This window comes from Hoylesella shahii, from assembly GCF_937990675.1.
Taxonomy (GTDB): Bacteria; Bacteroidota; Bacteroidia; order Bacteroidales; family Bacteroidaceae; genus Prevotella; species Prevotella shahii.
The window spans coordinates 27309-43598 of the sequence record NZ_CALKQY010000047.1; the positions used below are offsets into that span (position 1 = coordinate 27309).

Consider the following 16290-nt stretch of genomic DNA (forward strand, 5'->3'; position numbering starts at 1 on the left):
AAAAAATGAATAGACGTAAATAAAAAGTAAAATTATGTCAATCGTTTACACTTTATTTGCCAAATTCACTTTTATATATTACCTTTGCAAATAAATTGAATAAATATGTCACATCATAGTTTAGATCTTTTAGATAAGAAAATACTTCAACTTATCTCTGCTGATGCGCGCATTCCATTTCTTGAAGTGGCACGTATATGCAAAGTAAGTAGCGCAGCCATACATCAGCGCATTCAAAAACTGTTTAATCAAGGGGTACTTAAAGGCTCACGCTTTATCTTAGACCCTGAGAAAGTGGGTTATGAAACCTGTGCATATGTAGGATTACACCTTAAAGATCCTAGCACTTCTGATAAAGTGGCCGAGGCTTTAGAGAAAATCCCCGAAGTTGTTGAATGCCATGTTCCCACGGGTAATTACGATTTGTTCATTAAGTTGTATGCAACCAATAACCGTCATTTGATGGATATCATCCACGATAAGTTGCAGCCGCTTGGTCTTTCGGGTAGTGAAACCATTATTTCTTTCAACGCACTCTTCGACAGACAATTGTCTGTAGAAAAAGTTATCGCGAAAGAAGATGTAGAATAAATATTGATCTTATAGTTTTATGATGCTCTTGCATCGAGTGAACTATTCTTGATATTTAATAACGCCCCACATTTATCTGGTTTAAGATAGATGTGGGGTGAATTGTTTGGATATTATTTTTTGTGATTTATCTGTACTAAAATGTTAAATAGGTAATTATATTTTACAAAACTTGATTTTTTCAGCATCAATTCTAGAGAATATAATTTGCTATTTATATATGTTTTACCTATTGAAGCTGGGACGTTTGAGGCATTTTTGTTTCATGTTTTCTGCTATTTTGTGCATTTAATAGGGTTTTTATCGTTCTAGAATTGTTTTTTACGCATTATTTTTGCGAACAGAAAGCATGTATTTTTCTATACTTATGGTTATAATTCGTGTGTAATATCCGCGAAAAGTACTAAATCATAGCGCTTTTACAGGCTGAATTTTGCTAAATGCAGCAAAAAGTTTTGCTAAATGCAGCAAAACGCAGTGCTAAGTGGTGCTAAAAGCAAGGTGAAATGCAGCAAAACGCAGGGTTATATGCAGCAAAATACAGTAAAATTGATAAATTTGGGTCTTACAACTCACACAAATACTGCAGAATTTGGACCCGATGGTGAGTTGAAGAGCAAAGAAAGCACTCATAATGTTAAAATTATGGCGTAATATTTTACATAAGTGCAAACAAAAAACACAACGCAAGTAAGTTTATCGTTACCCGCGTTGTGGTTAATATGCAATTATATTTCCGCTAATTAAAGATAAAAGCTAAATGCTTTAAGGGAGTTATGAAACCAACTTAGTCCATTCGGTTTTTATAATCTTCGTAGCCGAAAGTGCGGAGTATTTGTAGTTCGCCCAATGGGCTTGCAATAGCCAACGAAGGGTGAGAAATACCATTAAACATGTTGGTTTTCACCGTAGTGTAGTGTATCATATCTTCGAATATTACGTTTTCACCAACGTTAAGAGCATGATCGAACTGCCACGAACCCATAAAGTCGCCCGAAAGACAACTGTTACCACCTAAACGATAAATGTTGTTCTCCCCACCATTGATGGCAGCTTCCAACGCTAACGATTGGGCATTTCGCACCGTGGGTTGGTAAGGCATCTCCAAACAATCGGGCATGTGGCACGTAAAGCTTACGTTTAAAATGGCCGTTTTAATACCCTTATCTTCAACAATATCGACCACCTGAGCCACAAGCGGTCCTGTTTGCCATGCAAAGGCGCTTCCTGGTTCTAGAATGATTTGCAAATGCGGATGACGCTGCTTAAACGAACGCAGCGTGTTGATGAGCAATTCCACATCGTAATCATTGCGAGTCATTAGGTGTCCGCCGCCAAAATTAATCCATTTCAAGGCGGGAAACCATTTTGCGAACTTGCTCTCGATATGTTGTAGTGTTCTTGCGAACACATCAGAACCGCTTTCGCAATGACAATGGCAATGAAACCCCTCGATGCCAGCTGGTAAAATTGCTGGCAAACGTTCTGCTGATAATCCGAAACGTGTGCCTGGTGCACATGGGTTATACAAATCTGTTTCAACTTCAGAATATTCAGGATTGACGCGTAAACCGAAAGATAGCTGCTCGTTGTGATGTTTAGCCACAGCTGCAAAGCGCACATATTGGGTCAATGAATTGAATGTGAGGTGACTAGAGCAAAGCGCAATCTCCCCTATCTCATCGTCTGTGTAAGCTGGAGAATAGGTGTGCGCCCTCGAACCAAACTCTTCGAAGGCCAATTTGGCTTCAGAGAGCGAGCTAGCAGTTGTAGAACGAATGTACTCTTTAAAGATGGGAAAAGTTTTCCATAAGGCGAAAGCTTTAAAAGCAAGAATAATTTCCACATCAGCCCTTGTAGCCACCGAAACAATAAGCTCCAGATTGCGGCGCAATTTGGCTTCTTCCACAACATACATGGGGCTGTGCACCTCTTCGAAAGTATCTAAGTTTATTCTCATATCTCAATGATTTGTGAATGCAAAGTTAACTTTTATATTGTTTAAATTGCAGGTTTGCCATAAAATTCATACATTTGCATGTGAAATAAATGGCTGCAATGAAGCTCGTAATAATGACAAAATCTACATTCTTTGTAGAGGAAGACAAGATTCTTACTACCCTTTTCGATGAGGGGATGGATAAGTTGCACCTGTATAAACCTGGTTCACAGCTTGTTTTCTCAGAAAGGTTGCTGTCGTTAATACCCGAAGGATACCATGATAAAATTGTGGTGCACGAACATTATAGACTTAAAAACGAATACGACTTGGCTGGGATACATCTAAATAAACTATCGGAAATGGTGCCTAACGGCATTCGGGGAAAGATAAGTAGAACGTGTGAAGACTTGCATTTGCTAAAAGAAATGAAGAAAAATAGCAATTACGTCTTCTTGCGTCGCATTTTCGGTTGTATGGGAAATGCCGATAAACAATCGAGTTTCTCAGTAAAAGAACTGGAAGATGCCGCTTATAAAGGACTTATAGACAAGAGAGTTTATGCTTTGGGTGGAATAACCCTTGACAATGTGCGAATGGCTAAGGAGTTGGGATTTGGCGGTGTGGTGGTATGTAGCGACCTTTGGAATCGTTTTGACATACATCATGGAGCCGACTTTCGCGACTTGCTGGCTTTGTTCCGCAATTATCAGAAACTTGTTGGATAATAAAGAAAACAGTCTATAAAGGCAAAGAGATAACAAACAATTACATAAAAATCATTATCGAAATGAGTGAAGAAAACTCTTTTTTAATTTTCTCAGGCACGAAAAGCAGGTATCTAGCTGAAAAGATTTGTGCTAGTCTGGGTTGTCCTTTGGGCAAATTGGTGGTGACACAGTTCTCGGATGGCGAGTTCTCTGTGTCGTACGAAGAAACTGTACGTGGAAGAGACGTGTTCTTGGTGCAGAGCACTTTCCCCAATTCAGACAATCTGATGGAGCTGCTTCTCATGATCGACGCCGCCAAGAGAGCATCAGCAAGAACCATCAATGCTGTTATTCCCTACTTTGGCTGGGCTAGACAAGACCGTAAAGACAAGCCGCGTGTTAGCATTGGTGCTAAGCTTATCGCCGACTTGCTGCGTGTTGCTGGTATCAATCGTTTGATAACGATGGACTTGCATGCTGATCAGATTCAGGGTTTTTTCGACATTCCTGTCGACCACCTTTATGCTTCGGCAGTTATTCTGCCTTATTTGGAGAGTTTGAAGCTTGATAATTTGGTTATTGCTTCGCCCGATGTGGGTGGTAGTAAGCGTGCTAATACTTATGCCAAGTATCTTGGTTGTCCGCTAGTACTCTGTAATAAAACGCGTGCTCGTGCCAACGAAGTGGAGAGTATGCAAATCATTGGTGAGGTTGAAGGCAAAAACGTGGTGCTGGTAGACGATATGGTAGATACAGCCGGAACGATTGCCAAGGCTGCAGACGTGATGATTGCAGCGGGCGCTAAGAGTGTTAGGGCTTGTGCTTCGCACTGCGTGATGAGTGGACCGGCTTCGGAGAGGGTTGATAACTCGTCGCTCGAAGAAATTGTTTTCACCGATTCTATTCCTTATAACAACAATTGTCCTAAGGTGAAACAGCTGTCTGTGGCTGAGATGTTTGCTGAAACTATCCGAAGGGTTGAGTCTAACCAAAGTATTTCTTCACAATATCTAGTATAAACAGAGGTAGGAAACTTTGTATAACACAGCAAAATAAAATCTGGCAGTGCATTTGTTTATACCAAATCGCTGCCAGATTTATTTGTTTTTAGTCTATTGCTGTGATTAATAAGCGTGCTGCACAAGTTGACTGCTGATGCATTGAGTGTACTGTCATAGTCCAAAGGGGGCTTACACCTTAGATAGATGTATAGCAAAAGCCTAAGCACGCTTTATACAATCAATACCGTGACACCGCGCGCAGCCTGTGCACCCATAACCAACGCTTGCTCAATGTCGGCCGTTTTAGATGGGCCACTGATAAAACATCCATATCCGTAATTGTTAAAGGCAATCTGTGCATAGGCCTCGTGCATATTGTTCACTAGCTTATTGCGATTGAGTATCAGCACCAACTCTTCGCTAATAAACATCACAGCCTTTTCTTTCATCGTTTGTGGAACCCATATACAGGCGTTTTCAGCTACGCCCAATTCACCTCGAAGAATACCAACATCAGTGCCATTAAGCAGTTGAGCCTCGGCAATAGTGTCTGGGTTGAGTGTGGCAATCGTTATTTCGGGTAAGTTAGACGCAAACACTTTCGCTTCAGGATAAAGTCTTTTGATGGCCTGGTTAACATCTTCGCCTTCGGCTAATGTGGCCACCTTGCCGCCAACAGTCACTACCATCTCGCAAAATTGCGCTAAGGGGTCTGCGTAAGTAATGCCGGTGAGGTTCATGTTGGGCATGTCGCAATGTACATGCGTATTGCGTTTCAACTTCTCAAACAAGTCTTCTTTTTTCATTTCAACTTTCCTTTCTTCCACATTTGTTCAAACGATTCGCTAGCAAACACGGGCATCTCCCTACCCTTTCCCCACGCATTAAGTCCATTGTAAAGCAGAAAACGTGGTAAGTGGTTAACAATAGGAGCAAACTTAAGTGATGTTCTGAACAGCGAAGGGTTGTAATACACTAGGCACATGCCATTAGATATAAGCTTCTTGGCAGGGTTGGCAAGATGTAATTGGCTTAACGATTGACGCCAAGCGTAGACTTGCGAGCCAGGAGCTACCTTTGTGGGACAAACATTGTCGCACGACAGGCATAGCGAGCAGGCAGATAAGTTGCCACTATGCTGCTGCGGGCTTTTAAACATTCCCAGATTAATGCCAATAGGACCAGGGATGAAATAGGAATAAGAATAACCTGTGGAGCGTCGATATACCGGACAAGTATTCATACAAGCACCACATCTAATGCATTTAAGCGTTTGCCAATGTTCATCGTTGGCAATCATGTCACTTCTGCCATTGTCAACAATAATCACATGCATCTCTCCTCCGGGTCTTGCTTTCCTAAAATGTGAGGTGTAAGTGGTGGAAGGTTGTCCTGTAGCGTTGCGGCATAGCAGCCGTTGGAACACAGCAAGCGAATGATAATCGGGTACAACCTTTTCTAATCCCATAACAGCAATATGCAATTTGGGCATAGAAGTACTCATGTCGGCATTGCCTTCGTTAGTGCAAACCACCACATCTCCTGTCTCAGCAACACCAAAATTACAGCCAGTCATTCCTGCATCAGCATCCAAGAAATCGTTTCGCAAACTGTATCGAGCGCACTGTGTAAGGTAGGTAGGGTCGTAATTGCCAGTCTCTTTGCTTATCCCTTTGCGTTCGAACAATTCTCCCACCTCTTCTCTTGTAACGTGAATGGCAGGCACAACGATGTGACTAGGCTTCTCGTTGAGTAATTGTAAGATACGTTCACCCAAGTCGGTTTCCACCACATTGATACCATTAGCTTCTAAGAATGGGTTAAGTTCGCATTCTTCGGTAAGCATCGACTTACTTTTAACAAGCTTTTTTACCTCGTGTTTATGCAAGATGTCGAGCACCGTCTCATTAAACTCTTTAGCATCTTCGGCCCAATGCACAATCACACCATTAGCTTCAAGTCTCTTAGAAAACTTCTCAAGGTATTGAGCTAAGTGTGTGACGGTATGTTTTTTTATTTCACTGGCATGCTCGCGAAGGCTTTCCCACTCGGGCAACTTGTGTTCCATGAGGTCGCGTTTGCAACGCATTAGCCAAAAAGTTTGGTCGTGTCGCGTAATTTTTTCCACATTTTTCAATGCAGAAGCAGCTTTTCTAGAATGGAGTGTACTCATAATCCTGCGGCTAAAATTTGTGCAATGTGAATAAACTCAATAGGGCTTTTCTCTCTCTTGGCCACCCCTTGCATGTGCATTAGGCACGAACTGTCTGGGCCTGTGACAAACTGTGCGCCTGTCTCAATGTGTCGCTGTATCTTGTCGTGTGCCATTTTTACTGATACTTCAGGTTCTTCAATGGCAAACATTCCTCCAAAACCGCAACATTCGTCCTTTCGTTCGGGTTCTTTAATGGTGATTCCTTCTACCAATTTTAGTAAATCAACTATTTTGTTGTAGGTAGGGATATTCATCTCTGTTGGCGAAGAAAGCCCCAATTCTCTAACGCCATGGCAGCTATTGTGAACACTCACCACGTAAGGGAAATGCCCAGGAAGGGCTGTAACCTTAAGAATGTCGTGCAGAAATTCGACAATATCCATTGTTTTGGCAGATGTTTCACAGGCGTGTTTCTCGCCGTTAAGCAAACGAGGATAATGTGTTCTCACGAAAGCTGCGCACGAAGCAGATGGTGCAACAACGTAATCAAATTGCTTAAACATGTTTTCGTACTTCTTGGCCAATGGTAATGCTTTTTTCTCGAAACCCGCATTGGCCATCGGCTGACCACAACATGTCTGATTTAGGGGGTAAGCTACATCTACCCCTAGGTGTTTTAAAAGCTTGTATGTGGCCACCCCAACCTCGGGGTATAAGGCATCTACATAGCAAGGAACAAACAAACCAATTTTCATTTTCTTATTCGCTAAATTAGTATTGCAAATGTAGCAAAAAAATATCAACATGTAATAGGCAGTGGTTAAAAAATCTGTCATTTGAGGATATTTAACGGAGATAACTCTAATCATTGGATATGAAGTGGTGAATTAAGTATAGAAATGTGTTAAATGTAAGCAAATTGGCTGCTATCTTAGAGATTTTACTGCCATAAAAATAAGTGGTAAGTGAAAAGTTGTCAGTAAATCATGCCAAGATGTCAAACAAAGCTTTTGGCACGCTTTTCGTATAGTAAAAGTCAAACAGCCTTTTAGGCGCAGTGTTTTCAACAATGATTTAATTTTAAAAAATACAATACAATGAACATTCAACCATTAGCAGACAGAGTGCTAGTATTACCTGCTCCAGCCGAAGAGAAGGTTGGCGGCATAATCATCCCCGACACAGCTAAAGAAAAGCCACTTAACGGAACTATCGTTGCAGTGGGCGAAGGTACAAAAGACGAGAAAATGATTTTGAAAGAAGGCGACAACGTACTGTATGGCAAGTATGCTGGTACTGAACTGGAATACGAAAACAAAAAGTATTTGATGATGCGCCAAAGCGATGTGTTGGCCATTGTGAAGTAAAATAGCTTGTGGTTAGCCCTAGTATAGTTACAGTTGAGGGTTGATAGATTTCTAGTTATCAATAAAAGACTGAAGATGTAGGGCTACTACACCTTATAAATATATAGAACAACTTATCAATATAGACAAAATGGCAAAAGAAATTAGATTCGATATAGAAGCTCGCGACTTACTTAAAAATGGTGTTGACAAACTGGCAAATGCAGTTAAGGTTACGCTTGGTCCTAAAGGACGTAACGTTGTGATTGAAAAGAAATTCGGTGCACCCCAGATTACTAAAGACGGAGTTACTGTTGCAAAGGAAGTTGAGCTGGAAGACCACTTCGAAAATACAGGCGCACAACTTGTTAAGAGTGTTGCTTCAAAAACCGGTGACGATGCTGGCGACGGCACAACTACTGCTACTATTCTTACACAAGCCATTGTTAACGAAGGTTTGAAGAATGTTACTGCAGGAGCAAACCCAATGGATTTGAAGCGCGGCATCGATAAAGCTGTAAACGTTGTTGTTGACTATATTCGCGAATCGGCCGAACAAGTAGACGATAACTACGACAAAATCGAACAAGTGGCTACGGTTAGTGCTAACAATGATGCTGAAATTGGTAAGCTCCTAGCAGATGCTATGCGTAAAGTAAGCAAAGATGGTGTTATCACTATCGAAGAAAGCAAGAGCCGCGAAACAAGCATTGGCATCGTAGAGGGTATGCAATTCGATAGAGGTTATCTCTCGGGATACTTCGTTACCGATACTGATAAGATGGAAGCTGTAATGGAAAATCCTTACATTCTTATCTATGACAAGAAGATTAGCAACCTCAAAGACTTCCTCCCTATTTTGCAACCTGCTGCAGAAAGTGGTCGCCCATTGCTCGTTATTGCAGAAGATGTAGACTCTGAAGCACTTACTACGCTTGTGGTTAACCGTTTGCGTGGTGGATTAAAGATTTGTGCAGTTAAAGCACCAGGCTTCGGCGACCGTCGTAAGGCTATGCTGGAAGACATCGCTATACTGACAGGTGGTTTGGTTATTAGCGAAGAAAAGGGTCTGAAGTTAGAACAAGCCACCCTTGAAATGATGGGTACTTGTGACAAAGTGGTTGTTTCTAAAGATAATACCACTATTGTAAACGGTGCTGGTGAAAAGCAAAACATTGCCGACCGCGTAGCTCAGATTAAGAACGAAATAGCAAATACCACCAGTTCTTATGATAAAGAGAAATTGCAAGAGCGTTTGGCTAAACTTTCAGGTGGTGTTGCTGTTCTCTATGTAGGCGCTAACAGCGAAGTAGAGATGAAAGAAAAGAAAGACCGCGTTGATGATGCATTGTGTGCAACACGCGCTGCGCTCGAAGAAGGAGTGGTTGCTGGTGGTAGTACTACTTACATTCGTGCTCTTGACAAACTGAAAGGTTTGAAGGGAGATAATGCAGACGAGCAGACAGGAATTAACATTGTTGAACGTGCCATAGAAGAACCACTTCGCCAAATTGTTATAAATGCTGGCGGAGAGGGTGCAGTTGTAGTGCAAAAGGTTCGCGAAGGCAAGGGAGATTATGGTTATAACGCTCGCACCGACGCTTATGAAGATATGCGTAAGGCAGGGATTATCGATCCCGCAAAGGTGGCTCGCGTGGCATTAGAGAACGCAGCCTCAATCGCAGGCATGTTCCTCACCACCGAATGTCTCATTGTTGACAAACCTTCAGAAACACCTGCCATGCCAATGGGTAATCCAGGAATGGGTGGCATGATGTAAGAAAGTAACAAAAAAGCATGAAATAGTGCCGAAAAAGTTTAAAATTAAGGCGTTTATCTCCGGATAAACGCCTTTTAGCTTTTCTTTGCACTGCTGTTTTGCTTTTTTAAATAAAAATCTTTTGTCGTTTATCCTTTCTTGTCTAATTTTGCACTTGAAATAAAGAAGATATAATGGAGTAATCCATCTAAAGATATTTTTTTGATTTGTTTTAGTAGATTAGTTTTTAAGTAGTTTGTTTTGGAAATCGGTTGTCGAGAGACATCCGATTTTTTTTGTTGAATATTTTTTCCGCTTTTGGTCTTTACACCACAACTTTTTGTTACCTTTGTGTTCATGAAAATAAGAATTAATTGGAAACGCATCCTTGTGTTCCTCTTTGTATCTATAGGCTTGATCTACATTACCAGGTCGTTCCTTATGTCTGCGGGCATATTTCTGCTGCTCTTTGTGGCCGATAGTGTGCTGGCTAGATATGATGAAGACAGGAGAAGACGCAAGCAAAGAGAAGAGCACGAACAACAAGATTAGCAAACGAAGACGCACGACATGGAAAAATTAGCTGAACTATACAAACGCTGGAAGGGTGAAGCACCTGTCTCGATGACGATTCTTCCCGAAGCGGGAAGCAAACGAAAATACTATCGAATTACCGGTAACGATGGCGAAAGCGTTATTGGAGTGGTGGGAAATAGTAGGGACGAAAACCACACCTTTATATATCTAACCAAACATTTCACGGACAGAAAACTGCCCGTGCCACACATCTTGGCTGTAGACGATGACGAATTGAGATACTTGCAAACCGACTTGGGGAGTACGTCGCTTTTTGATGTGTTGCGCGGTGGTCGCGAATCGGGAGGTAGATACAATATGCGCGAAAAGCAATTACTAACTGCCGTGATTCGTGAGTTGCCTAATATTCAGATTAGAGGTGCTCGAGGACTGGATTGGGATGTGTGTTATCCGCAACCAGAATTTGATGTAGACAGCGTACTCTTCGACCTAAACTATTTTAAATACTGCTTTCTCAAGGCCACGGAGCTGGAGTTTCATGAACTAAAACTTGAAGCCAACTTCCGACTATTTGCGAAAGACCTCACCTCGGAAAAGAGCGAAAGCTTCCTTTATCGTGACTTCCAAGCAAGAAATGTTATGCTTGACCATGCTGGTAAACCCTATTTCATCGACTATCAAGGAGGACGAAAAGGGCCATATTATTACGATGTGGCTTCGTTTCTTTGGCAGGCTGCTGCGAAATATCCGTTTAAGTTGCGCCGCGAACTGGTTTACGAATACTATAATTCACTGAAAAACTATACCGAAGTGCCATCTGTTAGGCACTTTGTGGAACGTTTGAGCCTCTTTGTTTTATTCCGTACGCTCCAAGTATTAGGCGCATACGGCTTTAGAGGATACTTCGAACACAAAAAACATTTCATAGACAGCATTCCACCGGCTATCGATAACCTGCGCGAACTACTTAAGTTAAAGAAGTTCTTCCCCTACCCTTACATGATGGACATGTTGAGACGACTCACCGAATTGCCCCAGTTTGCACACATAGAAGAGCCCGCATTAAGTAGAGCCGATGGTTTCAAAACCACCCAACACACCGTGTATAAGGCGCACCCTCAAGATGGTCCGGCAACGTTTTCTAAGTACGACGGCAAAGGTCCTCTTGTTGTTCATGTCTATAGTTTCTCTTATCGTAAGGGAATACCCGAAGATGTGTCGGGCAATGGTGGCGGATACGTATTTGATTGTAGAGCCACTCACAACCCAGGTCGCTACGAACCTTATAAACAACTCACAGGATTGGACGAGCCTGTTATTCGATTCTTGGAAGATGATGGCGAAATAATAAGCTTCCTTGATTGCGTATATGCCATGGCCGATCACCATGTGCGTCGTTACATTCAGCGTGGTTTCACCAATCTTATGTTCTGTTTTGGATGCACTGGAGGTCAACACAGAAGCGTTTACTCGGCACAACATCTAGCCGAACATCTGCATAATAAGTTTGGTATTGAGGTGCATGTCACACACAGAGAGCAAAATATTAGTAAGGTTTTTCATGCTAAAAAGTAACTTTTGGCTTAGACCAAACCATCTTAAAAGGCGCTATAAAACCTTTGATAAGTGAAAAATTATCGCTAAATTTGCAAAACAATAATATACAAAGAGCACAAGAATGATGCAGGCAATGATTTTTGCAGCAGGTTTGGGAACAAGACTTAAACCACTTACCGACAGCATACCCAAGGCATTAGTTGAGGTTGGCGGGCAAACTTTGCTGCAACGAACCATCGAAAGGTTGAAAGCATGCGGTGTAAATAGTATGGTTATCAACGTTCATCACTTCGCTCCTGCTATCGTTGAATATCTTCGGGATAACAATAATTTTGGTGTTGAAATTGAAGTTAGCGACGAAACATGTTATCTACTCGATACTGGCGGTGGACTGAAAAAGGCTGCCAACTTGTTTAAGACCAGTGCTAATGTGCTAATTCATAATGTAGACATTATTAGTAATGTTGACCTAAAGACGTTTTACAACCATCAGGGACAATGCGATGCGTTGCTCCTGGTTAGTCAACGACAAACAAAACGTTATTTGTTATTCAACGATGACATGCGACTAGTTGGCTGGACGAATGTTGAAACAGGCGAAGTGCGCTCACCCTACCCCAATCTTAATCCACAAAATTGCAAGAAACTGGCTTTTGCTGGCATACATTCATTTTCGCCAAAGCTCTTTGCACGTATGGATAACTATCCCGATAAGTTTGGCATTATTGATTTTTATCTCGACCAATGTGCACAACACGACATTCGTGGATACGAACAACATAACCTACAACTGCTTGATGTAGGTAAACTTAATACACTAGAACGTTTGCCAAAGCCCAAAGATGGCGAGACGTCCATCAGCGACACAGGCATTCTGCAACACTTAAATACGCTTTAAACAACAGAAGTAATAGTCGCACCTTCAGTGATTTATGAAGTGTGCAACAAACTCATTTCATTCTTAACGATAACATGCAACAAAAGATTATCATCTTGGATTTCGGGTCGCAGACCACACAACTCATTGGTCGACGTGTGCGCGAGCTCGACACTTTTTGTGAAATTCTGCCTTATAACAAGTTTCCAAAGAACGACCCTTCTGTAATTGGCGTCATTCTTAGTGGCTCACCTTACTCTGTTCACGATAAGGAAGCCTTCAAAGTAGACCTCAACGACTTTATTGGCAAGTATCCTGTGCTCGGTATTTGCTATGGTGCGCAGTTTATTTCTTATGCATATGGCGGTAAGGTTGAACAAACTGGTACACGCGAATACGGACGTGCTCACCTGCAAGAAATATCTCTCGACAACCCTTTATTTGCTGGTTTCGAACCTAATTCGCAAGTATGGATGAGCCATGGCGATACTATTACGGCCATTCCTGAAGGTTATCGCGTTATTGCTTCAACCAACGATGTTAAGTTTGCAGCATATGCGAGCGAGCAAAACCCTGTTTGGGCAGTACAGTTCCACCCTGAAGTGTTCCACTCCACTCAAGGTACTACGCTTCTAAAGAACTTTGTTGTTGACATCTGCGGTAGCAAACAGCAATGGAGTGCAGCCTCGTTTGTAGAGAGCACTGTGAAAGAACTGAAAGAACAATTGGGTAACGACCGTGTTATCCTGGGTCTTAGTGGTGGTGTCGACTCTAGCGTTTGTGCAGCTTTGCTCAATCGTGCCATTGGCGATAAGCTCACATGTATCTTTGTTGATCATGGTATGCTGCGCAAAAACGAGTTTGAAAAGGTGATGGAAGCATACCAAGGAATAGGCCTGAACGTTGTTGGTATTGACGCAAGCGATAAGTTCTTTTCCGACTTGGCTGGTGTTACCGACCCCGAAGAGAAGAGAAAAATTATTGGCCGCGACTTCGTTGAAGTGTTTAACGAAGAGGCTAAGAAGATAACGGATGCAAAATGGTTGGCTCAAGGCACCATTTATCCCGACCGCATCGAAAGTCTTAGCATCACTGGTATGGTTATAAAGAGCCACCACAATGTTGGTGGATTGCCTAAAGAGATGCATCTTCAATTGTGCGAACCTCTACAATGGCTCTTTAAAGACGAGGTTAGACGCGTTGGATTGGAAATGGGAATGCCCGAAAGACTTATTAAGCGTCACCCTTTCCCTGGTCCTGGACTGGCTGTACGCATTCTTGGCGACATCACTCGCGAAAAAGTGCGCATACTACAAGAAGCCGATGATATCTATATTGAGAACATGCACAACTACATTTGCGAAGATGGCAAAGAACTTTATGATAAGATTTGGCAGGCTGGAACAGTACTGATGTCGTCGGTTCGCAGTGTTGGCGTGATGGGAGACGAACGTACTTACGAACATCCTGTGGCTTTACGTGCCGTAACAAGCACGGATGCGATGACGGCCGATTGGGCACACCTACCCTACGACTTTATGGCGAAGGTGTCTAACGAGATTATTAATAAGGTGAAAGGCGTAAACCGTGTGTGCTACGACATCTCGTCTAAACCACCTTCGACCATTGAATGGGAATAATTTTAATTGCCATTGAACCATAATTTTGATGCATTCAATACTAAAGAAGCAGGTTCTGTAATGATAAGAACCTGCTTCTTTGTTTTTTCTTATATGTAAAACATGTAATGCAATGTTTGCATATCGGTATTTATGCGTAACTTTGCCTACGTAAATTGTTGAACATGGCAAAGACATTCACCACATTCGGCAATTCGAACGACGATTTTCGTCGCGACGAATTAGTGCGCAAAATAGAACATGCATTACAAGAGCTCACCCTTGGCGAACTCGAAGCGCTGTATTATGACATGATATCCAAAGACTATCTAAGAGACTAAAGCTTATGGTTAGGAAAAAGAATAAGGAGGAACAAATACTCATCCGTATAACAGGACAAGACAGACCCGGACTTACTGCCTCGGTAATGAAGATTTTGGCTCGCTACGATGCGCAGATATTAGACATCGGACAAGCAGACATTCACAGCTCTTTATCGTTGGGCGTTCTCATTCGTATAGACGATAAACATTCTGGACAGGTTATGAAAGAGTTGCTCTTTAAGGCCACCGAACTAAATGTAAACATCGGTTTTGAACCAATTGGTGATGAGCAATACGAAGAGTGGGTGCACGGACAGGGTAAAAATCGCTACATTCTTACACTCATTGGGCGTAGTCTTTCGGCCAAACAGATTGAGGCCGCCACAAAAGTTATCTCTTCACAAGGCCTTAATATCGACTCTATTCTTAGGCTAACAGGGCGCATTAGTATTATGCACCCTGATAGAAACGTGCGAGCTTGCATCGAATTTTCTTTGCGTGGAACACCTGAAGACAGATCGGCTATGCAGAAACAATTGATGAATTTGTCGGCAGAAATGGGTATCGACTTCTCATTACAGAAGGATGACATGTACCGACGCATGCGTCGTTTAATATGCTTCGATATGGATTCAACGCTCATTCAAACCGAATGTATTGACGAATTGGCCATGTGCGCTGGTGTTGGAGATAAGGTTAAAGCCATAACCGAAAGCGCTATGCGTGGCGAAATTGACTTTCGAGAGAGTTTCAAACAACGAGTTGCCCTTCTTAAAGGTCTAGATGTGACTGTGATGAAAGATATTGCAGAGAATATGCCTATTACTGAAGGTGTTGATCGATTGATGTCGGTGCTGAAACGATGTGGATACAAGATTGCGATATTAAGTGGTGGATTTACCTATTTTGGCGAGTTCCTACAACGTAAATATGGCATTGATTATGTTTATGCCAATGAACTGGAAGTGGATGATAACGGCAAATTAACTGGTAACTATGTGGGTGAGATTGTTGATGGGCATCGTAAGGCCGAATTGCTTAAGTTGATTGCACAAGTAGAAAAGGTTAATTTAGCGCAGACTATTGCTGTAGGTGATGGGGCCAACGATTTGCCTATGATTTCTGAAGCCGGACTAGGAATTGCTTTTCATGCTAAACCGCGCGTGGTGGCCAATGCGCAACAGTCTATCAATACTATCGGCCTTGATGGTGTCCTTTACTTTCTTGGCTTTAAAGATAGTTATATCAATGCTTAACACCCTGCATTTGGCCTTTAGTTTTTACCAGTTGGGTATGTGCGCAAGCCTAAGAACAAGTATTACAAAAGCCAAGCATGCTATAATGTGCAGTGTGTGTTTACTTGCCGTTTTGGTATAAAGGCTTGGTTTTTGCTTGAACTTATCATTCCTTATAGCTTGCTAATTTGGCATTAACTATACTGTTGCTAAATTGATGATATGCCTTTATGTAAAGAATAAAACATATAACCCTGTTGCTTCTGTTTGTTCTGAGTGAATAAGCAAAGTGTAACAGGGTTATATCATACATTTAAATTGGGAGTAAATGCTTTATTCTCTTTTTTCGTAGAAATTGAAGAAGTTCTTATTTGTGTAATTGTAAAATATTCTGTTAGAAATTTAACACTGTGAGGACTTTATTTGTGAGTAATTGTTTGCTCGGCTGCAAATATTCAATTCTCGCGAAGGTTTTGTCTTATTAAAATGGACTAGTAAATGTTTCTTGACAAAACGTGTTTTCGATGAAATAAACCGACGTTTATATCGAATTTGGTGCTTTTTATAGCTTAAATTAACGTAAAAAGCAGCAAAACGCAGTGCTATCTCCTACAAAACGCAGTGCTATCTCCTACAAAACG

Annotated in this window: 16 protein-coding genes; 11 read left to right on the plus strand and 5 right to left on the minus strand. The window is 41.8% G+C overall.

All coding sequences use genetic code 11. The annotated features are described in order from the left end of the window. Positions 1-105: 105 nt before the first annotated feature. Positions 106-591, plus strand: coding sequence for an Lrp/AsnC family transcriptional regulator (locus QME03_RS07000; protein ID WP_025816064.1), 486 nt, complete (start codon positions 106-108; stop codon positions 589-591). A gap of 787 nt (positions 592-1378) precedes the next feature. Here the strand turns inward: QME03_RS07000 and nspC are convergent. Next, positions 1379-2551, minus strand: coding sequence for a carboxynorspermidine decarboxylase (nspC, locus tag QME03_RS07005; protein ID WP_273148950.1), 1173 nt, complete (start codon positions 2549-2551; stop codon positions 1379-1381). A gap of 98 nt (positions 2552-2649) precedes the next feature. Here nspC and QME03_RS07010 point away from each other — a divergent pair, with 98 nt between their 5' ends. Beyond that, on the plus strand, positions 2650-3258 hold the full coding sequence (locus QME03_RS07010; protein WP_273148762.1) for a thiamine phosphate synthase: 609 nt from the start codon (positions 2650-2652) through the stop codon (positions 3256-3258). Between the two features lie 62 nt (positions 3259-3320). Then, a complete protein-coding gene (locus QME03_RS07015; protein ID WP_025816068.1) occupies positions 3321-4259 on the plus strand; it encodes a ribose-phosphate pyrophosphokinase in 939 nt (312 codons plus the stop codon). A 212-nt stretch (positions 4260-4471) separates the two neighbouring features. Here QME03_RS07015 and QME03_RS07020 read toward each other — a convergent pair whose 3' ends face one another. Genes QME03_RS07020 through QME03_RS07030 form a run of 3 tightly spaced genes read right to left on the minus strand, consistent with a single transcriptional unit; the run spans position 4472 to position 7151 of the window. Further along, positions 4472-5047: a LutC/YkgG family protein gene (locus QME03_RS07020; RefSeq protein ID WP_273148760.1), complete on the minus strand. Its 576-nt coding sequence runs from the start codon at positions 5045-5047 to the stop codon at positions 4472-4474. Then, positions 5044-6414: a lactate utilization protein B gene (locus tag QME03_RS07025; protein ID WP_273262195.1), complete on the minus strand. Its 1371-nt coding sequence runs from the start codon at positions 6412-6414 to the stop codon at positions 5044-5046. Before QME03_RS07025 ends, QME03_RS07020 begins: the two co-directional genes overlap by 4 nt. Next, complete coding sequence (locus QME03_RS07030; RefSeq protein ID WP_273148756.1) at positions 6411-7151, minus strand: (Fe-S)-binding protein; 741 nt, start codon at positions 7149-7151, stop codon at positions 6411-6413. The genes QME03_RS07025 and QME03_RS07030 overlap by 4 nt, the downstream gene beginning before the upstream one ends. A gap of 342 nt (positions 7152-7493) precedes the next feature. Here QME03_RS07030 and QME03_RS07035 point away from each other — a divergent pair, with 342 nt between their 5' ends. Both QME03_RS07035 and groL read left to right on the plus strand, forming a co-directional pair. Continuing rightward, complete coding sequence (locus QME03_RS07035) at positions 7494-7763, plus strand: co-chaperone GroES (protein ID WP_025816071.1); 270 nt, start codon at positions 7494-7496, stop codon at positions 7761-7763. Positions 7764-7893: 130 nt separating this feature from the next. Continuing rightward, complete coding sequence (groL, locus tag QME03_RS07040; protein ID WP_110370345.1) at positions 7894-9522, plus strand: chaperonin GroEL; 1629 nt, start codon at positions 7894-7896, stop codon at positions 9520-9522. 128 nt (positions 9523-9650) lie between these two features. On the opposite strand, the gene QME03_RS07045 is transcribed toward groL, so the two are convergent. Further along, entirely contained in the window at positions 9651-9860 is a 210-nt protein-coding gene (locus QME03_RS07045) for a hypothetical protein (RefSeq protein WP_281723892.1), read from the minus strand. On the opposite strand from QME03_RS07045, the gene QME03_RS07050 reads away from it, so the two are divergent. From QME03_RS07050 to serB, 6 genes are all read left to right on the plus strand, one after another. After that, positions 9859-10053, plus strand: coding sequence for a transporter (locus QME03_RS07050; RefSeq protein ID WP_273115704.1), 195 nt, complete (start codon positions 9859-9861; stop codon positions 10051-10053). The two genes, QME03_RS07045 and QME03_RS07050, sit on opposite strands and share 2 nt — an antisense overlap. Before the next feature lie 18 nt (positions 10054-10071). Further along, positions 10072-11613: a RapZ C-terminal domain-containing protein gene (locus QME03_RS07055; protein ID WP_025816073.1), complete on the plus strand. Its 1542-nt coding sequence runs from the start codon at positions 10072-10074 to the stop codon at positions 11611-11613. A gap of 103 nt (positions 11614-11716) precedes the next feature. Next, positions 11717-12493 carry a sugar phosphate nucleotidyltransferase gene (locus QME03_RS07060; RefSeq protein WP_025816074.1) on the plus strand — a complete coding sequence of 259 codons (777 nt, stop codon included), beginning with the start codon at positions 11717-11719 and terminating at the stop codon, positions 12491-12493. Between the two features lie 74 nt (positions 12494-12567). Continuing rightward, the gene (gene guaA / locus QME03_RS07065) at positions 12568-14112 is read left to right on the plus strand and encodes a glutamine-hydrolyzing GMP synthase (RefSeq protein ID WP_025816075.1); all 1545 of its coding nucleotides are present in this window, start codon (positions 12568-12570) and stop codon (positions 14110-14112) included. Between the two features lie 164 nt (positions 14113-14276). Continuing rightward, on the plus strand, positions 14277-14432 hold the full coding sequence (locus tag QME03_RS07070) for a hypothetical protein (RefSeq protein ID WP_025816076.1): 156 nt from the start codon (positions 14277-14279) through the stop codon (positions 14430-14432). A gap of 5 nt (positions 14433-14437) precedes the next feature. Continuing rightward, the gene (gene serB, locus QME03_RS07075) at positions 14438-15670 is read left to right on the plus strand and encodes a phosphoserine phosphatase SerB (protein ID WP_025816077.1); all 1233 of its coding nucleotides are present in this window, start codon (positions 14438-14440) and stop codon (positions 15668-15670) included. Positions 15671-16290 lie beyond the last annotated feature (620 nt).